This is a genomic window from Gleimia sp. 6138-11-ORH1 (assembly GCF_024814355.1).
In the GTDB taxonomy this organism is placed as follows: Bacteria; Actinomycetota; Actinomycetes; order Actinomycetales; family Actinomycetaceae; genus Gleimia.
Genome location: NZ_JANUXV010000001.1, coordinates 657,358 through 681,052, shown reverse-complemented (window position 1 = coordinate 681,052; position 23,695 = coordinate 657,358). Strand labels below are relative to the sequence as shown.

General features: G+C 48.5%; 23 protein-coding genes and 4 tRNA genes. 19 read left to right on the top strand and 8 right to left on the bottom strand.

The annotated features are described in order from the left end of the window. The first annotated feature begins 56 nt into the window (after nucleotides 1-56). The 4 genes from NXS08_RS02890 to NXS08_RS02875 are packed head-to-tail and all read left to right on the top strand — an operon-like array spanning nucleotide 57 to nucleotide 2,083. Complete coding sequence (locus tag NXS08_RS02890) at nucleotides 57-356, top strand: DUF4193 domain-containing protein (protein ID WP_259137035.1); 300 nt, start codon at nucleotides 57-59, stop codon at nucleotides 354-356. Nucleotides 357-412: 56 nt separating this feature from the next. Next, nucleotides 413-1,051 carry a DUF3710 domain-containing protein gene (locus tag NXS08_RS02885; protein WP_259137033.1) on the top strand — a complete coding sequence of 213 codons (639 nt, stop codon included), beginning with the start codon at nucleotides 413-415 and terminating at the stop codon, nucleotides 1,049-1,051. A 21-nt stretch (nucleotides 1,052-1,072) separates the two neighbouring features. Beyond that, on the top strand, nucleotides 1,073-1,381 hold the full coding sequence (locus NXS08_RS02880) for a hypothetical protein (protein WP_259137030.1): 309 nt from the start codon (nucleotides 1,073-1,075) through the stop codon (nucleotides 1,379-1,381). 9 nt (nucleotides 1,382-1,390) lie between these two features. Next, on the top strand, nucleotides 1,391-2,083 hold the full coding sequence (locus NXS08_RS02875; RefSeq protein WP_259137027.1) for a DUF3159 domain-containing protein: 693 nt from the start codon (nucleotides 1,391-1,393) through the stop codon (nucleotides 2,081-2,083). On the opposite strand, the gene NXS08_RS02870 is transcribed toward NXS08_RS02875, so the two are convergent. Continuing rightward, entirely contained in the window at nucleotides 2,054-2,731 is a 678-nt protein-coding gene (locus NXS08_RS02870) for a TrkA family potassium uptake protein (RefSeq protein WP_259137025.1), read from the bottom strand. The genes NXS08_RS02875 and NXS08_RS02870 overlap by 30 nt on opposite strands. Nucleotide 2,732: 1 nt before the next feature. Continuing rightward, complete coding sequence (locus NXS08_RS02865) at nucleotides 2,733-3,398, bottom strand: TrkA family potassium uptake protein (protein ID WP_259137023.1); 666 nt, start codon at nucleotides 3,396-3,398, stop codon at nucleotides 2,733-2,735. Nucleotides 3,399-3,437: 39 nt separating this feature from the next. Between NXS08_RS02865 and NXS08_RS02860 the strand changes: the two genes are divergently transcribed. Continuing rightward, the gene (locus tag NXS08_RS02860; protein ID WP_259137020.1) at nucleotides 3,438-5,324 is read left to right on the top strand and encodes a hypothetical protein; all 1,887 of its coding nucleotides are present in this window, start codon (nucleotides 3,438-3,440) and stop codon (nucleotides 5,322-5,324) included. Continuing rightward, nucleotides 5,317-6,612: a class I SAM-dependent RNA methyltransferase gene (locus tag NXS08_RS02855; RefSeq protein ID WP_259137018.1), complete on the top strand. Its 1,296-nt coding sequence runs from the start codon at nucleotides 5,317-5,319 to the stop codon at nucleotides 6,610-6,612. Before NXS08_RS02860 ends, NXS08_RS02855 begins: the two co-directional genes overlap by 8 nt. A 79-nt stretch (nucleotides 6,613-6,691) precedes the next feature. On the opposite strand, the gene NXS08_RS02850 is transcribed toward NXS08_RS02855, so the two are convergent. Then, the gene (locus NXS08_RS02850) at nucleotides 6,692-7,192 is read right to left on the bottom strand and encodes a DUF308 domain-containing protein (protein WP_259137016.1); all 501 of its coding nucleotides are present in this window, start codon (nucleotides 7,190-7,192) and stop codon (nucleotides 6,692-6,694) included. A gap of 153 nt (nucleotides 7,193-7,345) precedes the next feature. Here NXS08_RS02850 and NXS08_RS02845 point away from each other — a divergent pair, with 153 nt between their 5' ends. Further along, the gene (locus NXS08_RS02845) at nucleotides 7,346-8,164 is read left to right on the top strand and encodes a YhfC family intramembrane metalloprotease (protein WP_259137014.1); all 819 of its coding nucleotides are present in this window, start codon (nucleotides 7,346-7,348) and stop codon (nucleotides 8,162-8,164) included. A gap of 44 nt (nucleotides 8,165-8,208) precedes the next feature. On the opposite strand, the gene NXS08_RS02840 is transcribed toward NXS08_RS02845, so the two are convergent. Next, a complete protein-coding gene (locus NXS08_RS02840) occupies nucleotides 8,209-9,732 on the bottom strand; it encodes a ClC family H(+)/Cl(-) exchange transporter (RefSeq protein WP_259137012.1) in 1,524 nt (507 codons plus the stop codon). A gap of 32 nt (nucleotides 9,733-9,764) precedes the next feature. Further along, nucleotides 9,765-11,726 (bottom strand): S9 family peptidase, encoded by a 1,962-nt coding sequence (locus tag NXS08_RS02835; protein ID WP_259137009.1) that lies wholly within the window; start codon nucleotides 11,724-11,726, stop codon nucleotides 9,765-9,767. Between the two features lie 191 nt (nucleotides 11,727-11,917). Here NXS08_RS02835 and dxs point away from each other — a divergent pair, with 191 nt between their 5' ends. Then, nucleotides 11,918-13,837 carry a 1-deoxy-D-xylulose-5-phosphate synthase gene (gene dxs, locus NXS08_RS02830; RefSeq protein ID WP_259137006.1) on the top strand — a complete coding sequence of 640 codons (1,920 nt, stop codon included), beginning with the start codon at nucleotides 11,918-11,920 and terminating at the stop codon, nucleotides 13,835-13,837. Between the two features lie 60 nt (nucleotides 13,838-13,897). On the opposite strand, the gene NXS08_RS02825 is transcribed toward dxs, so the two are convergent. Next, complete coding sequence (locus tag NXS08_RS02825; RefSeq protein ID WP_259137004.1) at nucleotides 13,898-15,109, bottom strand: HRDC domain-containing protein; 1,212 nt, start codon at nucleotides 15,107-15,109, stop codon at nucleotides 13,898-13,900. Further along, complete coding sequence (locus tag NXS08_RS02820; protein WP_259137002.1) at nucleotides 15,099-15,710, bottom strand: DUF3000 domain-containing protein; 612 nt, start codon at nucleotides 15,708-15,710, stop codon at nucleotides 15,099-15,101. Before NXS08_RS02820 ends, NXS08_RS02825 begins: the two co-directional genes overlap by 11 nt. Nucleotides 15,711-15,835: 125 nt before the next feature. Here NXS08_RS02820 and NXS08_RS02815 point away from each other — a divergent pair. After that, a tRNA-Gly gene (locus NXS08_RS02815) sits at nucleotides 15,836-15,908 on the top strand. 1 nt (nucleotide 15,909) lies between these two features. Further along, nucleotides 15,910-15,981: transfer RNA gene (locus NXS08_RS02810), tRNA-Val, on the top strand. Nucleotides 15,982-16,327: 346 nt separating this feature from the next. Here NXS08_RS02810 and NXS08_RS02805 read toward each other — a convergent pair. Continuing rightward, the gene (locus NXS08_RS02805; RefSeq protein ID WP_259137000.1) at nucleotides 16,328-16,843 is read right to left on the bottom strand and encodes a hypothetical protein; all 516 of its coding nucleotides are present in this window, start codon (nucleotides 16,841-16,843) and stop codon (nucleotides 16,328-16,330) included. Between the two features lie 192 nt (nucleotides 16,844-17,035). Here NXS08_RS02805 and NXS08_RS02800 point away from each other — a divergent pair. The 9 genes from NXS08_RS02800 (at nucleotide 17,036) to ruvB (ending at nucleotide 23,616) form a co-directional block, all read left to right on the top strand. Further along, a tRNA-Gly gene (locus NXS08_RS02800) sits at nucleotides 17,036-17,108 on the top strand. A gap of 26 nt (nucleotides 17,109-17,134) precedes the next feature. Next, nucleotides 17,135-17,205: transfer RNA gene (locus NXS08_RS02795), tRNA-Cys, on the top strand. 127 nt (nucleotides 17,206-17,332) lie between these two features. Next, nucleotides 17,333-19,330, top strand: coding sequence for a threonine--tRNA ligase (gene thrS / locus NXS08_RS02790; protein ID WP_259136998.1), 1,998 nt, complete (start codon nucleotides 17,333-17,335; stop codon nucleotides 19,328-19,330). 48 nt (nucleotides 19,331-19,378) lie between these two features. Continuing rightward, complete coding sequence (locus NXS08_RS02785; RefSeq protein WP_259136995.1) at nucleotides 19,379-19,945, top strand: HIT domain-containing protein; 567 nt, start codon at nucleotides 19,379-19,381, stop codon at nucleotides 19,943-19,945. Beyond that, on the top strand, nucleotides 19,942-20,508 hold the full coding sequence (locus NXS08_RS02780) for an NUDIX hydrolase (protein WP_259136992.1): 567 nt from the start codon (nucleotides 19,942-19,944) through the stop codon (nucleotides 20,506-20,508). The genes NXS08_RS02785 and NXS08_RS02780 overlap by 4 nt, the downstream gene beginning before the upstream one ends. A 37-nt stretch (nucleotides 20,509-20,545) precedes the next feature. After that, a complete protein-coding gene (locus NXS08_RS02775) occupies nucleotides 20,546-21,307 on the top strand; it encodes a YebC/PmpR family DNA-binding transcriptional regulator (protein WP_259136989.1) in 762 nt (253 codons plus the stop codon). A 20-nt stretch (nucleotides 21,308-21,327) separates the two neighbouring features. Then, nucleotides 21,328-21,957, top strand: coding sequence for a crossover junction endodeoxyribonuclease RuvC (gene ruvC / locus NXS08_RS02770; protein ID WP_259136986.1), 630 nt, complete (start codon nucleotides 21,328-21,330; stop codon nucleotides 21,955-21,957). A 65-nt stretch (nucleotides 21,958-22,022) separates the two neighbouring features. Further along, nucleotides 22,023-22,610 carry a Holliday junction branch migration protein RuvA gene (ruvA, locus tag NXS08_RS02765; protein ID WP_259136984.1) on the top strand — a complete coding sequence of 196 codons (588 nt, stop codon included), beginning with the start codon at nucleotides 22,023-22,025 and terminating at the stop codon, nucleotides 22,608-22,610. Further along, on the top strand, nucleotides 22,603-23,616 hold the full coding sequence (gene ruvB, locus NXS08_RS02760; RefSeq protein WP_259136982.1) for a Holliday junction branch migration DNA helicase RuvB: 1,014 nt from the start codon (nucleotides 22,603-22,605) through the stop codon (nucleotides 23,614-23,616). The genes ruvA and ruvB overlap by 8 nt, the downstream gene beginning before the upstream one ends. The last annotated feature ends 79 nt before the right edge of the window (nucleotides 23,617-23,695 follow it).

Genomic DNA, 23,695 nt, shown 5'->3' with positions numbered 1-23,695 from the left:
CGTGAGTCTGTTAATCTTTTCGTGCAAGGACTCTAACGCAGTTAAGGAAATGATAAATGGCAACTGATTACGACGCTCCCCGTAAGAGCGAGGATGAAGTTTCAGAAGAATCCATCGAAGAGCTGAAGAGTCGACGCACAGATATTGGTTCTAACAGCGTCGACGACGACGAAAATGATATTGCCGAAGACTATGAGCTACCCGGTGCGGATCTTTCCTCAGAAGATCTCACTGTCCGCGTAGTTCCTAAGCAAGAAGACGAGTTTACCTGTAGTGAATGTTTCCTGGTTCACCATCGCAGCCAGTTAGCTGAAGAACGCGACGGAGAACTAATCTGCGCTGAATGCGTTGAATAAGCGATTAGGCACGGAAGGTTTTTCCGTGCCTAAAATTTAAGGTGAGGGAAAGAAAAATGGGTTGGTTTGGAAAGAAAAAAGAAGCTGTCAAAGACGAAGCAGCTACCCCACAAACTCCTGTGCAAACACAAACACACGGACCGTGGGATATTAGTCAGCAGAAAGTTCCAGCCAACTATTTAGACTTTGGGACATTAAAAATCCCAGTAATCACCGGGTTGCAAATCCAGCCGGTGCTTTCCCCAGATAGACAGAGTATTGAACGGCTTAACCTCTTATTTGCAAATTCCGTAGTGCAAATCCTGGTGATTGCCACCCCTAAATCCGGTAATGTGGCCGCAGATCTCCTAAAAGAAACGGCTCAGGCATTTAAACAGCAGGGAGCTGATGTAAAACAAGCTAAAGGTCGCTGGGGAAAAGAACTGCAAATAGCTGTTCCAGTTACCGGCAATAACGGCAAAAAAGGAATCACCCCACTAAGAGTTTTCTTCGTCGAAGGAAATCGCTGGGCCCTGCGGATCGACATGATGGGAACAGTAGCCGTTGAAGATGAAGTTTATCGCCAAGCCGCAACCCTAATCGATAACCTAATCGTCGAAAGAGATAAGGAACCTCGAGCACCTTTATCTCTGATCCGACTAAACATTCCCCGCGACGTGGAAATCATTGAATCAGATAAAGAAATAGAAGCCTAAACCAGGCAGTGACTCTACAAAATGGCTGAGAAAAAACGGCATCAAACAACGCCAGTTGCCAAGTGTATCGACCGGGCAACCCAAACTGTACGCGGTAAAGTTGTTTCGATAACATACCCTGCCTCAGAAACCTCACCTGCTGTTAAAGTTGCGTTAAGAGATAAAACAGGAACCTTGCTAATCAGCTGGTTGGGAAGAAAAACTCTAGGTGGCGTGAATGTTGGAGATATCCTAGAAGTAACTGGGATCGTTTCTACCGGATCCGGCCACCCACAGATGCTCAACCCCCGCTACCAGGTACTTGAGGATTATTCCCAATCGTACGTTTAAAAGGAAACAATGGAAACAGAAACTACAAAACACAATCTGGAAGCATCTTTAGATCAGTCTGCTTTGGTGAATCAACTTAACACCGAAAATTTTGATATGTGGCAAACTGTCGGGGGAGTACGTGGGCTTTTAGAATCCACCTTACCGGGATTAGTATTTGTAGTCCTCTTTGCCATCTACACTAATTTGCAGATCCCCCTGCTTGGAGCAGGAATCATCGCTTTAGGATTTGCCGGATTCCGCCTAGTCACAAAAGGTAGTCTCAGCTATGCACTTTCGGGGATCTTCGGAGTGGGGATCGGCGTTCTTTGGGCCTGGCTATCGGGCAGGGGAGAGAACTTCTTCTCATTAGGGCTAATCACCGGTAGCATCTATGGTGCAGTTATTATAACTGCCAATCTAATCGGCTACCCGGTTGCTGCGATGCTGCTTTCTCCCGCCTGGGGGCTACCGTGGAAATGGTGGAAAAACCGCCAGGTAATCAGCGAAAAACGGTTAGCACCCCTGGTGAAAGCAAGCTTAATCGTTTCATGGCTATGGGCTGGATTATTTATCCTCCGCGTGGGGCTACAACTGCCTTTTTGGTTAAGCGGTAACGTAGCCGTTTTAGGAATCCTAAAACTCATTCTAGGAATTCCTCCATTTGTACTCTGCGTCTGGCTTAGCTGGCTCTTACTCCACCCGCTTCGGCCCCAAGATTGATTCAAGATCCTCCCTTAAAGATGCTTCCTTAGCTGAAAGCATGAGAATCAGCTGATCACCTGCATCGAGGATCACGTTATCTAAAGAATCCAGTGGAGCATCATCACGCAGGATAGAAACTACCCTGGCATCACCGGGAAGCCCCAACTCAAATAGACGCTTATCTAACGCCAGAGAATCCGCGCCTAGAGTGTAAGAATAAAGGGCGGCACCGGCCTCGTGAAATTCAAAAAGCGGAACCAGGGTAGAGACGGAAACTGCTTCTTCAACTAACGCAGTCATTACTCGCGGGGTAGACACGCGCACATCCACCCCCCACGCTTCATCAAACATCCATTCATTCTTCGGATTATTAACACGGGCAACTACCCTGGGAACCCCAAACTCAGTTTTAGAAAGTAAGGAAATCACCAGATTAGCTTTATCATCACCCGTGGCAGCTACCATCACATCACAGGTTCCAACCCCAGCTTCTCTCAAAGACTCAGGAGAACAAGCATCAGCTAAAACCCAGTCAGCCTGAGCCACAGAAGCAACTCGCATCTGATCGGGAAGGCGATCAATTAACGTAACCTCATGCCCTTTAGAAAGCAATTCGCGGGCAATTGAACGCCCCACGGAACCAGCTCCAGCAATCACAATCTGCATTCTAAACCTCCGCAGGTGGTGACTTCACCAGCAGATCGCGAACCGGAACCACCTCATGTCCAGAAATCGCGATATAAAGCACATCATTTTCTTGTAAAACTAACCCAGATTTCACTTCTTGCACAATCCCTAAACGGGAAATAAAAACAACTCTGTGGCCAACCAATTTCTCTAACTTATCAATCGAGTATCCCAACCAGCCATCAGCTGGACGAATCTTCGCTAAACTAACGGCCCCAGTAGGGTGCGTCCAAACCTCATCAGTATCCGGAGGTAGCATCCACGAAAGAACCGCCTCAGTGGTGCGGCGTACAGTCGCTACAGTAGGGATCCCTAAACGTTCATAAACTTCAGCACGCGTGGGGTCATAAATCCGAGCCACCACGCGATCAATATTGAATGTTTCCCGCACTACGCGCGCAGAAATGATATTCGAGTTATCACCATTAGAAACCGCTGCGAAAGCATATGCTTTTTCAATCCCAGCCTGCTTCAAAGTATCGCGATCAAACCCGATACCCGTAACGCGTCGTCCGGTAAAAGACGCCGGAAGCTTACGGAAAGCATCCGGGTTACGATCAATAATGGCTACCGAGTGTCCTCGTTCATCAAGTAGGCTAGCTAACGCAATTCCTACTCGACCTGCTCCCATGACAACAAAATGCATAATACTAACTTACCAGTAGCCAGGTAGACTAGAAATACTATGGCACTAAAAAACTCAAATCAGAGACAAAAAGGAAGTGGAAAAACAACCCGTCCACTGCAAAGTTACGCTCGCTTCGGAGCCGTAACTGCCCTTTTTGTCACTGCTCCCATTTGGCTAGCCGATGAAGTAATCCTCTCACTCAGACCCCTGGGACAGTTAGATACCTCAATCGCTGTTTGGATTGCAGTTTTCGCGCTTCCCCTGGCTCTTTTACTGGTAGCATCAGGGGAACCAGTACTGCGCAGTCGTCACAAGCACGTTGGTGATTTTGCGCTCTTAGACAGTGAACTCGGTTCACGAATGTCCACCTTAGCGGCGGTTTCAACCATAGTTGAATATATCTCCACCTACGCGCTCTTAGCAGCCACCGGCGGGTTTTTTATTATTTCTGCTTTTCCCAGGCTTTACGACTACCAACTGGTATTTTCGATTTTCATGGCCATTGCAGTGGTATTTAGCACTACTTTAGGAAAGCGACGATACCCGAAAATCGCCACTGGAATAGTAGTGGGTACACTCACGTTGCTGATTATTTTAATCATCGGTTTCATCGGTGCCTCACCCTACCTATTAACTACAGGTTCCCAAGACCTGGTAGACGTTTCCCAAGAAATTACTTCACGTACCTCTACTGCACCGCGTATTTTAGTAAGTTTATTTTCCGCCCTCGTCACCGTGATGACCCCGGTGATTATGATTCGGCATTTCGCCACAGACTTATCTATCTATTCTCCGCAAAGAGCCCGTTCTGCAACTACAGCGATGGTTGCCACCACCTTTGCCTTTGGGGTTGTCACCATCGGCGTGTTTTCAAATGTGGCGGATATAGACTCCGGCGCCTTCTTACTCAGAGAATATGCGGTTTTTAATGCACTGAGGATTATTAACATTCCCACGGTAATTCTGGGTATCTTCGCGGCTTTCTTACTAGCTGCCACACTTGTATCAATGCGGGTTATCTTAGACGACGCCAGAATCGTGGCAGCTGAGCTAACTCACTTTTCAATTTTCCCACTCCACGTGGCTCGTTTCTTTAATCTCACCGGAGCAAATATAACGCTTCTGCTGATTGGCACAATCGGCCTATTGAGCTATAGCAATGGAAAATTCACTACGATTATTCCAATCGTAGTACTTAGCGGAATCATTTCTTTAACCCTCACCAGGTTAGCGACTCTACTTTACTGGCGTAAACAACTGCGCTATGAAGGACACTCACATGAGAGGAAAACCATGAAAAAAGCGAAACTAGTTGCCTTAGGCGGGGTAGTGGTAAGCTTCATCATGCTTTTAGCTTTCCTAGCTGCAGACATGAAAACAGGCACTTGGGCGGCCGTAGCTTTAATTGGCTCATTCTATATGTTCTTTTTCCTGGTACGAAGCCACTACCTTTACTACGGCGGTGATGCGATTGAAGAACCTGTAGCTGAACCTCTGATGCCAGGACGAGTACACCACATGGTTATTGCCCCGAACCTTGGGCCAGCTGTACAAAGAGCAATTCACTGGGTTAAAGCTACCCGCCCTCATTCAATGGAAATAATCCACGTTGATCGCGGCGGCGACGACGCTCAAGTACAAATCGAACGCTGGCGAAAACTAGCCTTAAATGTGGAGCTAACCCTAATTGAAACCAGTTCCATCCGCGTCCATCAAGCAGTTCTTGAACACATTCGTCGTATCCGCCAAGACAACCCAAATAGGTTAATTAACGTGGTAATCCCTCATTATGTTTTAAATTCAATTTGGAAAAATCGCTTCTATAATGCAGAAATACGCTACCTACGTCGAGCTTTAGAAAAAGAATCAGGAGTAATGGTCACGGTAATCCCCTGGTCTGAGGAAGTGAATACCAAACTTAAGTTAGAGAGAGAAAATGCCTAAATACCGTCCCACCATCCAAAATGACCCTAACCTTCCACTCTTAAAAAGAATTGAAGTACTCCGCCCAGCTCACGGAGGTACCTGTTTCGCAGTAGATGAATCAGGAAATCCACTCTTTGTCTCTCACGCGCTACCGGGAGAAGTAGTTGATGTTCAACTAACAAAGAAACGCGCAAAAGTCGCTTTCGCAGACGCAGTTGAAATTCACGTTGCCTCCGCACACCGACAACCACACATTTGGAGTGAAGCTGGTCCAGGCGGAGTTGGTGGCGCAGACTTAGGACACGTTAAGTTGGCCTACCAAAGAACTTGGAAAGCACAGGTTATTGCCGACCAGCTGAAACGGATAGGCTCAGCAGAAACGATACAAGCTGTGCAAGCAGCTGTCGGAGAAATAACTGTGCGCCCCGCAAGCGGAGAAACTGACGGTTTACATAGTCGGAGCCGAGTCGAGTTTGAAGTTGCTGATACCGGGCGCCTGGCAATGGCTAAAGCAGCTTCAAACGAACTGCTGGAAATATCCGATATGCCATTAGCAGATGAAGCAATTCTTAACCTGAACTTATTTGGAGACTCCCCGTGGAAAGAACTCTGGCGTCCGGGAAACCGAGTTCGTGCCTTAGCGCCCAGCGGTGACGGCGAACGGGTGGTCATTGGAAATAAGACTTACACGCCCAATGGGCGGCGAGTTGAAAACTTTGCTCAATGGCAGGTTAGCTACGGTGAGGAAGAAGTAACCTTTAGCGTACACACGCAAGGATTTTGGCAAGCACATAAATCTGCGCCGCAAGATCTGGTACAAACCGTGATAGATGCGGCAAAAGTCAATCCCGGGGACGCAGTTTTGGAACTGTTCTCAGGCGCTGGATTATTCACCTATTTCTTAGCTACCGCAACAGGTAAAGCAGGACGCTTAATCTCAATCGAAGGTTCTGCCCAAGCAGTAGATGATGCCAGCCACAATTTAAGAAACCTGGATACCCCCAGAGACTTAAGAGTGGGAAACGTAAACGGAAAAGCCGTTATGCGTGCTTGGTCAGACCTGGGAGAACGCCCTCGGGTAGTTGTCCTCGATCCGCCCAGGGCCGGCGCCGGCCGCGAACTGATTCAAGCCATAGCGACTGTTGGACCGGAAACTGTGGTTTTGGTTTCTTGCGATCCGGCAGCTGGAGCCCGCGACATTAGATTCTTCCTTGAAGCCGGTTATCAGGTAAGAGATTTCCAAGCCACCGATTTCTTCCCCCACACTCATCATGTGGAGACAGTTTGTGTTTTAGAAAAAGCATAAACACAGTAATGAATCTAAACCTAAAGAAATAGTTTGTGCCCACCCGCGAAGTGGGTGGGCACAAACTAAAAGGGCCTAGTTACTTTTGAACTTTAGTTGATGGGAAAATGTAAGAAAGGCCGTTGAAGAATACGAAAGCAGCGATTAGCTTCGCCATAGTGTTTAAGCCCAGGATTGGGTTAAATAGCATGAAGATACCGTAAACGATTGCCGCAATAGCTAAGGCTAGATGCAAAATCTGGAACTTCTGCTGCTTGTTGTAAACCTGCAGGAAGTAGTAGATAGCCATAACCAAGAAAGCGGCAATGAAAATCCCCAGCAAAACGGTTGTAGTTAGTAGTGGGAGGGATAAAATCGTAAACCCAATAATGAAGGAAACGATGATATTACCCCAAGGCACAGGCTTAATCCCTTGCAACATGACAAAAGCCAAAACAGCAATGGCACCGATTACGTAGGTGATACCTAAGTAAATAGAATAGGTCACCACAGTCTCTGCGGGGTTATTCCACAGGTAAATGCTGAACGCAATAAAAAATACGCCTACAAAAATGTTAAAAAATCTAGAAATAAAAGACATAGAATTATCCCATCAAATAAATGTTAAGTAATTTAAGACTACGCCAAAAAGCTGCTCGCTGCCATGTGAATGCAAAAACCTAATAAAGGAAAACAAGGGGAGTATACTTGTCATATTGCGATTAGCCCGTTTGGAACATGATAGGGAAAAGAGATGGTAAGTAATCTGTCTATTATGGCAATGGGATTTACCGCAGTTGCGGGGATTTTCATACCAATCGTCATGTTTTTATACCTAAATAAGAAAAAACGGGCAGATATTTCTCCTTTCTTTATAGGAGCAGCAGTAATGCTGGGCTTCGTATTTATCCTAGAAGGAAGCCTGAACTTCTTAGTTTTAAATGTAATTGCACCAAAAAGTTTGCTACAAAATCTTTGGTTTTTAGCAATCTACGGGGGTTTAATGGCAGGGATTTTTGAAGAAACCGGCCGTTACCTAGCTATGAAAACCGCATTAAAGAAAAAGCTAAACCGCAATCAAAACGCGCTAATGTACGGAGCCGGACACGGCGGATTTGAAGCCTACGCGATTTTGTTTCTAGCATCCGCAAATAACGTAACAATGGCACTATTGATCAATAACGGGCGAATTCAGGAAGTCTTAACACAGGTTCCGCCTGAAGCAAGCGACCAGTTAACCACGTTGGTGCAAACGCTGACGGAAGCTCCCGCATATTTCTTCTTAGCGGGAATCATAGAACGTGTTTTCGCAATTATCGTTCACCTGGGATTATCTGTTCTGGTATGGTTTGCTGTAAAGAACCGGGAAAAATTCTACCTATTTCCGCTAGCGATTATTCTGCACGCCGGAACGAATGCAGTAATGTTCCTTATCCTCCGCTATAGTGAATCTATTTTACTAACGGAAATCATTATCGGCATAAGCGCCTGCGCGATTGCCTATCTGGCTTGGAGAGTTTGGCGGAGCGAAACTAACCAAAATAAAGAACTAACTGACGTTACCAGAAGCTAAACTAAGCAGATACAAGCCCTCACCTGCAGAGAGCTTTTAGTACCTCATCTTTCTAAATCAGAGTTTTTCATCGCCCTCGAGACAGAACTACCAGAAGAAGATAAGCGCACCCGGAAAGGACGAATCGTCCTAACACTAGTTTCAGTTACTTTCTGCCACATACTGCGCAACCGGTATAAGTCCACGTTGCGTTCAAAACGCCGAGCCAGTCTTTCATAAATCGGATCTGACTTAGCCACTGTCGCTACGTACATCGCACAAGCACAAGCCAGTAACATAGCTGGTAAAACTGAAGCGTTACCGGTCATTTCAGTAGCTAAAATCATTCCAGTAATCGGTGTGCGCACGGTAGAAGAAAAGAAAGCGGCTAAACCGATTAAAGCAGCTGCAGCCAGTGAAGGAGAGTAGTCAGGCTGTAACTGGTTGGCGATAATCCCAATCATTAACCCTAAAGTCGAACCAATTACCAACTGGGGGGCGAATAATCCTCCCGGAGTTCCCGCCGCATAAGAAATCGGACCTAAAACGAAACGCACCAGGAGGATCGCTGCAGCTAAGCCAAGCCCCCCGTTACCGAGCAGTGCCTCTTGGGTAAGATTATCTCCGCCCCCAACTAAAGCTGGAGTAAACCAACCTACACAGCCAATGATTAAACCAACTACACCCCCGCGAATAAAAGCAGGTGGTTTTAATGTGTCCGCAAACCGCAGGCACCACATCACGTAATTGTTATACAGAATCCCTAAGAACCCGCAGATAATGCCAATTAGCACCACCCAGTGAACGGAAGTATTAGATACTTTCGGCGCCCAACCAATGAAGAACTCGAAACGGGCATCAACCAGCAGAATCGAAGAAATGAAGCCAGAGCCAGAAGCAACTAAAGTAGCTAAGGTAGTACGAAGATCAAAGCGTCTTAATAACTCTTCGAGGACGAAAACCCCACCGGCAATGGGGGCGTTAAAAGCCGTAGCTAATCCAGCTGCCGCACCGGCACCCATTAAAACGCGTAGATCATCTTCACGCAGGCGAAAATACTTATTCACCGTGTAGGCGGCCGTAGCACCCATCTGTACCAGAGGACCTTCTCTGCCTAACATTAGTCCCGACCCGATAGCCATCAATCCACCCACAAACTTAACTGGGAGGATACGGGAACGTCCCGGCTGGAGATGCCCATTAACAATCGCTTCGACACGGGGAATCCCCGAACCTTCCGCATCCGGGGAAACTTTAGCAACTAAAAGTGCTGAAAGTCCGGTGAGAATAGTAGTGATAGCGATGAAAATAAAGAATCCTAAAATCGGAGAAATCACCAGCATATCAATCAATTTGAAGCGTAGGTAAACTACCCATTGGATCCCCAAACGGAATGAAGCAGCGATTAGACCGGTAGAGATACCCACTAAAACAGCGGCAACACAAAGTAAAAACAGGCTACGTGCTTCCGCATCGAAAAATACTCTCCATGACTTAGGCAGCTTCAGCCAAGGGCGCACAGAATCTGCGAATGCTTCTAAAAGACGTTGGGGAGGTTGTTTAATCGTTTCAACTGGTTTAGGTACCATTGAATCTTCCAAATCTTGATCGCAAGGAGGGTTTATAAACCCCAGGTCTTTAGATAGAAGTCTAACTCTTTTTGGTAGGCATCGATAATATTCGCAGCTTTTCTGAAGCCGTGTCCTTCCTGCGGATAAATTACCAACTCCACTGGATGGTGACGGGCTTGTAAAGCTGCGTACATAGTTTTTGCCTGTGATGGGGGAACGACCTTATCATCCTCTCCCTGTAACAGCAGTAACGGTGCCGTAATCTGATCAATCTGGTGGATAGGCGAGCGCTCCGTAAAAACAGGATCTTCAAGATCGGCTGTTCCCAGTAGCCCCTCTAAATAACGTGATTCAAATTTATGAGTTTCGGCAGCGAGCAAAGCTAAGTCTGCCACCCCATATAACGAGGTGCCAGCAGTATAAACGTCTGCACTTACCAACGCAGCTAAAACAGTGAAGCCACCGGCAGAGCCACCGCGAATGGCAACGCGTTTACCATCGACAATTCCATGCTGCACCAGGTATTTAACACCATCATTGCAGTCATTCACATCAGTGATGCCCCAGCGGCCTTGAAGTTTATCAGTGTAATTCCTATCCCAACCGGAAGAACCGCGATAATTCACGTCTAATACGGCGAACCCGCGGGAAGTCCAAAATTGTTTCCCTAAATTAAAGCCGGGACGAGAAGCTGAAGTGGGACCACCGTGGGCCATAACTACTAGGGGAGGTAATTCAAAGTCAGCGCCAATAAATCTAGAGTTTACTGGCGGATAGAAAAATCCGTGGCAGGTATCCCCATCAGAGGTGGGCCAAGAAATTGCTTTGGCTGTAGAAATATCGGTTGATTCTAACTGTAAGTTAGTTGAGGAACGTAAAACCTTAGTTACCCCCGCACTAACTTCGATGATGGCAGCAGGCTCATGGGCATTATCTGCAAGCAGGAAAACCTTACCGTTAGCAACGGAAATATTACCAAGTGGCCACCATCCAACAGACCAGGGTTCAAGCTGCCCGTTATCTAAACGAACTGTTCCCAGTTGCCAGAAGCCATCTTGTACCCAGGAACAAATCAGGTGCTCGTTATCTAACACGTCGTAAGAGTGAAGTCCTAACTGCCAGGCGGGTTGGGAAAAGTTTCGGTTTCCGGGGTGGAGACGACGGGTGCGTAACGTTTTTTGCCACTGCGAGGCAGAAGTAACTGCGCTACCTGTTTGCGAGAAACCTTCAGTTCGGTATAGGTTTAACCAGCCACTTGAATCATCGATGTGGATTAAATCTCCCTGCATGGTCCAACGTGGTTCACAGACTGCAACATTGTTTTCATTAACTAAAGTAATCTCATTGATTAGTCGATTATCTTGGATTTCAGCTACTTTCAGAGCACTTTGTTGCCAGGGCATATGTGGGTGATTCCAAGTAATCCAAGCAAGTTTAGATTTATCTGGCGAAAGCGTGGGGGCAACTACAAAATCTGATCGGGCAAAAATCACCTCAATTGCAGTTTCCACCTGAGCGCCCCTACCATCAAGGGGAATTGCCACTAAATAGTTACGCGGTTCTTCACCGGCTGAATGATCCTCACAAACGGCGTAAACCGTATTTTGCGAAAGGTTAATTTCAAAATCACCGTAGCGGGTAAGTGAAGAATTCGTGAGGGGAATTAACCCCGCCTGGGGTTCATTCAGGTTGTAGCAGTAAACTAGATTGTCATCGAGGTGGGAGAAAACTATCAGCCCCTCACTTACGGCGTAGGATTTTCCACCGTATTCATGTACCCGAGTACCCACATTCGGTAGGGATCCATCTTTGAACTGGGGAAGCACCTCAATACTCCCAGCGGCATCAGTATGTTGGATCAGTACATTGCGCGCATTCGCGGTGGCGTGCTGTTCGACCCAGTAGGTGCCAGTGTCGGAGGCGACTACCTGAGAAAGTCCAATGGATCCGGTAGCCATAGCCTCTGCGGTAATTGCTGAGTCCCAAGTGCCATACCGCTGTTTAATAACCATGGGTGTCCTAACTGTGAAAATGCTCTGAATTATCTTCTTCTAATTTACCCTGGAGATTGAAAGAAACCATTCATTTGCTCTGGGTCTTTTACCCAATTTATGTCCGTTTTTTCATTTGGAGTTAAGCACCAAATGGGCGCAAGTATGAAGAACTATTCGAAGCATGGCGTTTCAGGCTTTAGAATAGATCTATGACTGAAAATCCTTCCTTAGGGCCCTTACTTAATGCTATTTCCAGCCCAGCCGATCTAAAGGCACTCTCAGCCGGTGAACTTCCTCAGTTAGCGCAGGAAATCCGCCATTATTTAGTGGAGGCAGTTTCGCGTACCGGTGGTCATTTGGGGCCAAATCTAGGTGTAGTTGAACTTACCATGGCATTACACCGAGTGTTTGATTCTCCGGCAGATACCTTGATCTTTGACACCGGACACCAGTCATATGTGCATAAACTCTTAACAGGGCGCCAGGATTTTTCACATTTGCGTCAAGCCGGAGGGGTTTCTGGATATCCGAGCCGGACTGAATCTATCCACGATGTAGTGGAAAACTCCCATGCTTCCACCGCGATTTCGTGGGCTGATGGAATTTCCCGTGAATACCAGCGTCAGGGCAATCCGCACCACGTAGTCGCAGTAATAGGTGACGGGGCATTAACTGGGGGAATGGCTTGGGAAGCGATAAATAATTTAGCTGACGATGAAAGCCGTAACGTGATTATTGTTGTGAACGATAATGGACGTTCCTATGCGCCTACAATCGGTGGCCTAGCTCAGCACTTAGACGCTCTGCGGACGTCTCCGACTTATGAAAAAGCATTGGCCTGGGGGAAAAAACACCTGCTTTCACATGGAAAACCAGGGGAACTGGCTTTTGATGCTCTGCATGGGATTAAAGCTGGAATGCGAGAACTGGTAGCTCCTAATGCTATGTTTGCGGAATTAGGTTTGAAGTATTTAGGTACAGTTGATGGCCATGATTTGCCTGCTTTAGAGACGGTTTTGATGCGTGCGAAGGGGCTGGGTGGGCCTGTTTTAGTGCACGTAATTACAGAAAAAGGTCGCGGGTACGTGCCTGCAGAGGAAGATGTGGCGGATCGTTTCCACGCGGTGGGGGTGATTCATCCTGAAACTGGCTTACCTTTGGTTCCATCTCGATTTGGCTGGACTTCTGTATTTGCTGATGAAATTGTTAAGTTAGCTGAGGAATTCCCGCAGGTGGTGGGGATTACTGCTGCGATGATGGCTCCGGTGGGATTGCTTCCTTTGGCTGAAAAATACCCGGAACGAGTGATTGATGTTGGTATTGCAGAGCAGCACGCAGTAACTGCAGCTGCGGGGATGGCTTTTGCTGGGGCGCACCCAGTTTTCGCAGTTTATGCGACTTTCCTAAATCGCGCTTTTGACCAGGTGCTGATGGATGTGGCCCTGCATAAGGCAGGGGTTACTTTCGTTTTAGATCGCGCTGGGGTAACTGGCGATGATGGTGCTTCTCATAATGGGATGTGGGATATTTCCCTGATGTCGATTGTGCCTGGTTTGGAATTGGCTGCCCCGCGAGATGAGCAGACTTTACGAGCCAGCTTGCGTCGCGCTGTGCAGGTTGATGATAGACCCACTTTAGTTCGCTACCCGAAGGGGGCGCTCCCAGATCCTATCAGCGCTTTGGAGTCTGCCGCTTATGGTGATGTTTTGGCAGGTCGTTCTGTGGGTGAAGCTGGGGAAGTAGTGATTGTGGCTACTGGAGCGTTGGCAGGAACTGGTTTAGCAGTGGCCCAGCAGCTTTGCGCAGAGTTTTCCGAGGGCGCCCTCGAAAGTAAAGATTTTCCGCAGGTGACAGTGATTGACCCGGTGTGGATTTTGCCGGTAAAAGCTGAGTTAGTGGATCGTCTGGCGAAAGCCCGTCTGGTTGTATGTTTGGAGGACGGTTTAGACTCTGGCGGTTATGCCGGGTGTTTAAGAGAAGAGATGGCGAAAGCGAAGGTATTTACGCCGGTTGTTTCTTTTGGGGTGCCGAAAGAATTTTTACCGCATGCTACTCGCGGTGAGATTATGAGCCGAATCGGGTTGGATGCGCAGGCAGTAACTCAAAAAATCTTAGATTACCTTCGCTGAATGTCTTTAAGTGCTGAGGGTTGGTGGAGTTTCGCGCGGGCAGTGCCGGTTGAAGCTGAACTATGCCGGCATAGTTTTAATGGCACGTGCTAGGTCTTTAAAGATGAACTCAATCTGCCATTGGCGCGCCCCGTGGCGGCGAAGAAAAGCTGTTAGATCGCTACCTTGGTAGCGGATATTATGCCAGGCAATATGACGTTGAATCCGTGTATCTAAGAGAATCTCTTGGTCAATTTCTAGTTTCGCAGCCAGGTTTTTTACGTGGGTGCGAATATGTTGCAAGCGAGTATGAGCGTCCGGGTCGGTTGACTTCCACGCGGTTACTTTAGGAAACTGTCCGGGACTATAAGGGCGTCGCAGATCGGGGAGTTTTGCTTCTAAACGTGACTTGCCGCGACTAATCGCTGCCATCCACTGATCGAGATATTTACGAGTGCGAGGGCGACGCAGTTGTTGATTATTTAAAAATTGCCGTGTATTTCGTGGTGGTTGTAACGCTAATTCAACAAGTAGTTTATTGCTGATTAGGCGGGTGGGTTCAATATCGATTTCTTGGGCGATTTTTTCCCGTGTAGTCCATAGTTCTTCTAAAATCGCCAGGTTTCGGCGGATTTTGATCTTTCCTGCTCCGGGGATTGTCCGCCATCTTTGCGGGTCAGCTGGTTTAACCGGTCGAGTAAGGATATTAGCAAACTCTTCAACTGCCCATTCCCACCGGTTATTGGCATAGAGCTTCTTTGACATTGCGCGATATAAATCAGTTAATAGTTCAACATCTAAAGCGGCGTAGCGCAGCCAAGCTCGTGGAAGTGGGCGGGTAGACCAGTCATCATTTTGATGGTTTTTATCCAAAGTAAGACCCAAGAATTGTTCACATACTGCGGCTAAACCGAATCTTTGCAGTCCCAGCAGACGGGCAGCTAACATAGTGTCAAAAAGTTCGGGGATTTCTAAACCTGCAAGCCGTAGAGAAGCAATATCTTGGTCCGCGTCGTGCAGAATCCAAACCGCGTTACTTAAAGGCTGGTTTAGGCTAGCTAGGTCGGGGAGTGCTGCTGAATCGATTAGGAAAGTGCCAACATCTTCGCGTCTGATTTGGATGAGGTAAGCGCGGTTAGAATAGCGGTAGCCCCCGGCACGTTCTACGTCGATGGCGACGGGTGCAGTGGATTTTTTCAGCAGTTTGCAGGCTGCTGCCAGTTCCTCAGGGGTGTCGATTAGATCTGGGGTGCCCTCTTTGGGGTGAATAATTAATTTAGCTTCAGAGTCCATAGAGGGCTGGTCCTGTAAGAAGATTTTCGGGATCTTGTTGTGCGTACGCGTAGTCTACGATATCAAGCCAACTAGCTAAATGCGAGGAAAGGTCATTACCGTTAGTGGACCAGGAGGCTTTGAGTTCGATTTCAACTTCAGAACGAGTTAGTTCAAGATTGCCAAATGTTTCGGAATGTTCCCGCGTGACGGTGCCTTTCAGGTGGTGAACGTCAGTTAGGTTATGGTCCAAAGCGTCGTGGAGCCAGCTCCAGATAACCTCTCCTAAAAGGGGGTCAGCTCCGATGGAAGCATCCATTTCGGCGCGGACTTGAATAATTATCCGAAATTTTGAACCCCACTCTAGATTCGTTTTGGGGTCGTATAGGACGATGAAGCGTCCGTTAGCTACCGGAAGGTCATCTTCTTCTAATGGAGTCTGCACGTAGAGGGCAGCAGAAAAAGGAGTGATTTTAGATGGGGCAGGGATTTCAGAGAGGGATAGGTGTGTTGGGACACTCACCTTACGCAGGGAGAGTAAAGCGTCCAAAAACTCTGCTGGGGGAGTTATTTTCGGAGAAGTTTCCTTCGGTACTACCCGAAGATTATCAGTATCAAACACAGTATTTAGCTTAGATTCTAAGAGGCATGCTGCCCAGTTGGCGCGCCGTTTAGAAAGCTATTGAAGGTTATTTTGCATTCGCGTTTGGTTTTGCTACACTTGGTTGTGCACTCATTGAGTGTGTCGCGGATGTGGCTCAGTTGGTAGAGCATCACCTTGCCAAGGTGAGGGTCGCGGGTTCGAGTCCCGTCATCCGCTCGGGCGATTGGCGCAGTGGTAGCGCGCTTCCTTGACACGGAAGAGGTCACTGGTTCGATCCCAGTATCGCCCACTATCCTTTCGGAAGAGTCAATCAAGCGTTGGCTCTTTTTTTGCATTGTGTAAGTTCACTCGTAACCAGGTGTCATTCAACGGAGAAGGAACAGGTTGCGTGTAGTTAAAGTATTGCAAATACAAGCGAGGGGCAGACTCTTTGGAATTATTCCGCAGGAGGGACTACAGTCAGATATTCCTCTAGGGGAGCTGTTCTATCCACGCAAGTTTGTGTTTCATTCTGGGGGCCCGAGCAATGATCTTTCATGAGGCTAGCAAGTTTCTACGCTGGTTTAAATGCCCTGTTTGCGCATTCGTAAACTGGTACGGGTGCGCAAACAGGGCATTCAGTTAGTTAAAACGGATTAGTTACAACCGCAACCACCGCAGCCGCAACCGCTTTCTTCAGCTAAGGGAAGCTCAGCTGGGTTCTCATAGTCAGGTCGGTCTGAGCGGCATTCGTCAATGAACTCAGCGATAGTAAGGTCTACTTCTCCGAACCAGATTTCGGCAACAGTATCAAGGGGGAGTAGGACAACTTCAGCTACCGGATCGACAACTCCTAGTTGGTTTCCTTCTGGAAGTTCTACCAGTACCCAGTCGCCGTTATGTTCTTCGACAATTAGTTGTCCAGCTAAGACACCAACAGTGGCGATGTATCCGGTGGGATCTTCACGTTGAGTTTCATCTTTTTCGTACCAAGTTTGTTTTGCTTCTTCAAAAAAGGCGCTGATGGACTGATTGTCGAGGGCGATTTCTAGTTCAGCTGCCGTATCTAAGACGCCTTCAAGCCATTCAACATCTTCATCGGTGAGAGGTAGAAGGTTCACTTCCTCCTCTTGGGTGGCGGATTCTTCAATCTCGTGTGATTCGTTTAACATGAGGTTTCCTTTTCTGTAATCTAGCTACTTCTTACCCTCAGTTTAGCTCAGGTTAGGGACTTAGATAAAAGCGGAAATTCGGGAAACTCACGGTTTTTGTGCAGTGGGGCAAATCTCAAGCAACTCGTTTTGCATCTGTAAGAAAAAGTCTGTAAAGTAAAAGTTGTTGCCGGACAAAGTTCAGTAACAAACGCGGATGTGGCTCAGTTGGTAGAGCATCACCTTGCCAAGGTGAGGGTCGCGGGTTCGAGTCCCGTCATCCGCTCTGATTCCAACCAACGTGGGAATCGCGGTGGGTTGGCCGAGAGGTTAGGCACCGGTCTGCAAAACCGTTTACACCGGTTCGAATCCGGTACTCACCTCAAATAAAAGATTAAGTAGCTCAGCAGGTCGCTGGGCTATTTTATTTTTCCCTAAACCGCTTTAAGCGGGTAAAATCAAAGATAAGTTATCGATAATCATTACCCCGATTTAAACCAAGGAGCTGTTGTGGCTGAAATCCAAGCAGTAATTGACGGCGAAGCTAAAGCAATCGAAGCTGGCCTCACCGGTCTGGAATACTACGCAAACGAAAAGAACATCATCGCAATGTACGTAGACGGCGTAGAAACAGACCTGGCTGCTGAAATTCCAGCCGGAGCAGAAATATCCGGTATCGACATTAATTCTCCTGCTGGTCTGGCAATCCTCCGCCACTCTTGTACTCACGTGATGGCGCAGGCAGTGCAACAAATTAATCCGCAGGTGGACCTGGGGATCGGGCCACCAGTAACTGACGGTTTCTACTACGACTTCGGCAACGTAGAGCCTTTCACCCCGGAAGACCTGAAAGAAATTGAAAAGGTCATGAAGCGGATCGTGAAAGAAGGACAGCGTTTTGTACGTCGCGTAGTTACTGAGGAAGAAGCCCGCGTAGAACTGGCAGATCAACCTCATAAACTTCACCTAATCGGTGCTAAAGGTGCAGATTTGGGTGAAGGTGCCTCCGTAGAAGTTGGCGGGGGAGAGCTAACTATCTACGATAATGTGCGTCGTAACGGAGAAGTCGCTTGGTCAGATCTTTGCCGCGGCCCCCATATTCCAAATACAAAACTAATTGGCAACGGTTTCGCACTGTTAAAAACCTCTGCCGCCTACTGGTTAGGGAACCAAAAGAACGCGCAACTTCAGCGGATCTACGGCACGGCTTGGCCCACCAAAGAAGAACTGGCCGCCTACCTCCATCGCTTGTCAGAAGCAGAAAAACGCGATCACCGGAAACTGGGAACTGAACTTGATCTTTTCTCATTCCCAGAAGAAATCGGCTCAGGTTTAGCTTGCTTCCACCCTAAGGGCGGAATTATTCGTATGGAGATGGAAGAATACTCCCGCAAACGTCACGTGCAAGCTGGCTACGATTTTGTCTACAGCCCCCACATTACTAAGGGAGCTCTCTTTGAAAAATCCGGGCACCTTTCTTGGTACAAGGACGGAATGTACCCGGCACTTTCGATTGATGAAGAACGCAATCCAGAAACTGGGGAAATCACTAAGGCGGGGCAAGACTACTACTTGAAGCCCATGAACTGCCCAATGCACAACCTGATTTTCGCTTCCCGCGGACGCTCCTACCGCGAACTACCTTTGCGCTTATTCGAATTCGGTACCGTCTACCGTTATGAAAAATCAGGGGTGGTACACGGCTTGGCACGTGGACGCGGCTTCACCCAAGACGACGCACACATCTACTGCACCAGAGAACAGATGAAAGATGAGCTAACCAGCTTACTAACTTTCGTCCTCGACCTGCTTAAAGACTACGGCTTAAACGACTTCTACCTGGAACTATCCACTAAGAATGAAGAAAAGTTCGTTGGAGACGACGAAACCTGGGAAGAAGCTACCCGCACCCTCGCAGAAGTAGCAGAAGCCTCCGGATTGGAACTGGTACCAGACCCAGGTGGAGCCGCTTTCTACGGTCCGAAAATCTCCGTCCAAGCTAAAGATGCAATTGGACGCACCTGGCAGATGTCCACAATTCAGCTGGACTTTAACCTACCAGAACGCTTTGAATTGGAATACACCGCTGCGGATGGTTCCCGCCAGCGTCCGGTAATGATCCACCGCGCCCTCTTTGGATCCATTGAGCGTTTCTTCGCAGTACTGACTGAACACTATGCAGGTGCATTCCCCGCTTGGCTAGCTCCCGTCCAGGTGCGTTGCATCCCCGTAGCAGAAAAGTTCGAAGACTACTTGGAAGAAATCGCTGCGCAGCTTCGCGCTGAAGGTGTCCGCGTGGAAGTAGACCGTTCAGATGACCGCTTCGGTAAGAAGATTCGTAACGCTTCCAAGGATAAGATTCCATTCACGCTGATCGCCGGTGGTGATGACGTGGACGCTGAAGCAGTTTCCTTCCGCCTACGTGATGGAAGCCAAGACAATCAAGTACCTGTGGCACAAGCCATCGAACGGATCTTGCAGGCGATTCGTAATCGCGTGAACGATTAAAAAGAACTAAAAGACTCCCGCAGCGTCCTCGGAAAAGAAAGGAAAACGATGGAAACTCCCAACCCACTTCCTAACTACGAGGACGCTGCCACTTTCGCGCGTGTCCCCGATGGCTTCAGCCGCCTGTGGACTCCGCACCGCGCGGTTTATATCCAAGGAGAAGCCAAACCAGTGTCAAAAGCGGCTTGCGACTGCCCCTTTTGTAGCGCGCCCTCCCAAACAGATGAAAGTAGCTTAATCGTGCACCGCGGTGAAGCCGCTTTCGTGCTGATGAACCTGTTTCCATATAACTCTGGGCATCTGCTGATCTGCCCGTACCGTCACGTGGCAGAGTATCCTGAACTCACTGACGCGGAAAGACAAGAAGTAGGGGAGCTAACTGCTTCAGCTATGCGAGTGCTTCGCGCGGTAGCTCACCCGCAGGGATTCAACCTGGGAATGAATCAAGGTGACGTAGCGGGAGCCGGAATTGCCGCCCACCTGCACCAGCATGTGGTGCCCCGCTGGGCAGGGGATGCGAACTTCCTCCCGATTATTGCGCAAACTAAAGCCGTGCCCCAACTGTTGGGGGAAGCCCGCCAACTGTTGGCAGACGCTTGGGAAGGTCACGCATGAAAGAACCAGAAGAATATCGTTTCTTAGCGAAAAAAGAATGGCCCCTGGGCGCAGATGGGATACCCACCCGGCAGGCAGCGCGAGTAATTATTATTTCCGAGGACGGTTACGCCCTGCTTATGCTTGGACACGACTCTAATGATGTGAATTACCGCTGGTGGTTCACTGTTGGAGGTGGAATCAAAGCCGGAGAAACCGCCTTAGAAGCAGCCCAACGGGAACTCCTTGAAGAAACTGGATATGAAGCTAAACCACACGAAGTTGTGGGACCGGTAGTAGAAAGAGACGGGTTATTTAAGTTTGTTGACCGCCCGCGCAGGCAGATTGAATATATGTTTTTAGTGCGCACTGAGCGGTTTGAAGTTGATTCTTCGCGGTGGACCACAAGTGAAAAATCTCTAATTGACGATCTGCGGTGGGTGCCGATCTCAGAAATTGAGGAGCTTTCTAAAGAAGCATTCATTTACCCGCCGGAACTAACCGAGATTATTTCCACGCTTTACAGTAACCGTTGGGACGGTGAATGCGTTAAAATCGACGAGTACAATGAAAACGGTGCTTAACCAAGCGCCGATTCGCATCTAACTGGAGGAACTTCTCATGTCAGGTCACTCTAAATGGGCCACCACTAAACATAAGAAAGCCGCGATTGACGCTAAGCGAGGCAAACTCTTTGCCCGCCTGGTAAAGAATATTGAAGTTGCTGCCCGCACCGGCGGCGGCGACCCAGCGGGAAACCCAACCCTCTACGATGCAATTCAAAAGGCGCGGAAAAACTCGGTTCCTTCCGATAACATTGACCGCGCAGTTAAGCGTGGCTCCGGTGCGGAAGCCGGCGGAGCCGACTGGGAAACCATCATGTACGAAGGCTACGGTCCCGGAGGCGTGGCCGTGCTGGTAGAGTGCCTTACCGATAACCGTAACCGCGCTGCCGCAGACGTACGCGTTGCTTTCACCCGCAATAACGGTTCCTTAGCTGACCCAGGTTCCGTATCCTACCTGTTCACCCGCAAGGGTGTAATCGAAGTACCGAAAGCTGACGGCGTAGACGAAGACACTATCTTCATGACCGTGTTGGACGCAGGGGCAGAAGAAGTAACCGATGAAGGCGAAAAGTTTGAAGTCATCTCTGAAGCTACTGACTTAGTTAAGGTACGTTCTGCACTGGTAGATGCCGGGATTGAATACGATTCAGCAGAAGCCTCTTTCGTTCCAGCTACAAAGGTAGAGCTGGATCTTGAAGGCGTACAGAAGATCATGAAACTAATTGATGCGTTAGAAGACTCTGATGACGTTCAGAATATCTACTCTAACTTCACAGCATCTGACGAAGTACTGGCACAGTTCCAAGACGCTGAATAAGCCGGTAGGACTAATTCAGCGTGCGTGTTCTTGGGATTGACCCTGGTATTACTCGGTGCGGTATTGGAGTTATAGATGTAGATCCAATGCGTCGCACCAGCTTAGTGCACGTAGAAGTAGCCCGCTCTCAACAAGCTATCGCCACCCACTTCCGGTTGCAAACTATTGCGGATGCAATTGAACGCGTCATTGCAACATACCAGCCGGATGTGGTGGCTATTGAAAGAGTCTTTGCCCAAGATAACCTCCAGTCAGTGACTACAACTATGCAGGTTATGGGCGCAGCGATGGTGATTGTGGCGCGGGCAGGACTACCGCTGGCTATCCATACGCCCTCGGAAGTAAAAGCTGCTGTCACCGGAAATGGTGTGGCCTCTAAAGCCCAGGTGCAGGCGATGGTTGCCCGTATTCTGGGGTTAGCGAAACCACCGAAACCGGCGGACGCTGCGGACGCGATTGCGATTGCGATCTGTCATGCTTGGCGGGGCACTGGACTACAGGGGGCCACCAAGGATGGGACTGTGAATGTCTCCCTTTCTGGCGGGGTGTCTGCCCGGAAGAAACTAACTCCCGCGCAGGCTCAGTGGGCGCAGGCCCTAGCGAAATCACGACGCAAGGGTGCGGTTGCTCCAAAAAACGGCGGATACTAGTAGAATTCAAACTAGTGTTCGAATTTCCAAAGGGTGCAGATCTGCTCCCAAAAGGGGAGTAGTTAATGATCTCATTCTTCCAAGGCCAGTTACACGCCATTAAACCCGGTCAGCTGATAGTGGTTAATGGCGGGTTTGGTTTAAGTATTTTAGTTACTCCGGCAACTGCAAACCAGGTGCGTTTAGGACAAGAAATTTCCCTTTACACTTCACTTATCGTCCGGGAAGATTCGCTCACCTTATACGGTTTTCTTTCCGAGGACGAAAAAGAAACTTTCAATGTCCTCCAAACCGTATCCGGGATTGGTCCGCGCACAGCCTTAGCTGCTTTAGAAGCACTCAGCCCAGATGAACTGCGTGAAGCAGTCCTGAACTCTGATGAGAAAACCCTCCAGAAGATTCCCGGAGTAGGGAAGAAATCTGCGCAACGAATGCTGATTGAAATTGGCGATAAATTGGGAAGCCCTACCGGCGGACTAAAGATCACCACTTCGGTAAGTGCAGCCGAAAGTGAAGTTATCGCAGCCCTAATTTCATTAGGATACGCTGAAGCCCAAGCAAGTGCTGCCGTGGAACCTTTCCAAGGTAGTGGGATGGAAACTTCAGAAATGCTGCGCGCAGCTTTAATTAGCTTAGGAGCGAACCGTGGATAATCATAGTTTGGTGGCAGCTGGAGCCAGTGAGTCTGAAAGAGCTGTCGAAGCTGCGCTGCGCCCCAAAAAATTAGCAGACTTTATTGGGCAGCCAAAAGTTTGCGAACAACTGCAACTGGTTTTAACCGCGGCTCAAAATCGGGGAGTTAGCCCCGACCATGTGCTTTTAGCAGGGCCACCCGGTTTGGGAAAAACCACCCTATCAATGATTATTGCCGCGGAACTGGGAGCTTCTTTACGGCTCACCTCGGGACCGGCAATCCAACACGCCGGTGACTTAGCCGCCATTCTTTCCTCATTACAAGAAGGTGATGTACTTTTTATCGATGAAATTCACCGTTTGGCGCGTACTGCGGAAGAAATGCTTTACCTGGCGATGGAAGATTTCCGCGTAGACGTAATTGTGGGCAAAGGGCCGGGAGCAACTTCGATTCCTCTTACCCTACCACCTTTTACGGTGGTGGGAGCAACTACACGTTCTGGCTTACTGCCTGCCCCTTTACGCGACCGATTCGGCTTCACCGCGCATTTGGAATACTATGATGCGCGTGAACTGCAAAAAGTAGTCGAACGTTCTGCTCATCTATTAGAAACTGAAATTGAAGTAGCTGCAGCTGAAGAGATCGCCGGACGTTCCCGCGGAACCCCGCGTATCGCTAACCGGCTTCTGCGTCGCGTGGTGGATTACGCGCAGGTGCACGGCAGTGGAAACGTGGATAAAGATGCAGCCAAAGCGGCTTTGCGTCTTTTTGAAGTTGATCCCAAAGGATTAGACCGTTTAGACCGCGCCGTACTGGAGACGCTTTGTAAACGTTTCAACGGGGGGCCGGTAGGATTAACTACTCTAGCGATCACAGTAGGTGAAGAACCTGAAACCGTTGAGACGGTAGCGGAACCGTATTTAGTTCGCGAAGGTTTTATCATTAGAACCACCCGAGGCAGAGCCGCAACTCGGCAAGCCTGGGAACATTTAGGACTGGTTCCCCCAGATAACCCGCTTTTATAATGCCCCTTTGGTAACTTAAAAGATGTTTTTAAGCATCTAAGTTTCACTCAAGGCGTGGGACATGGATGCAAAACGACAT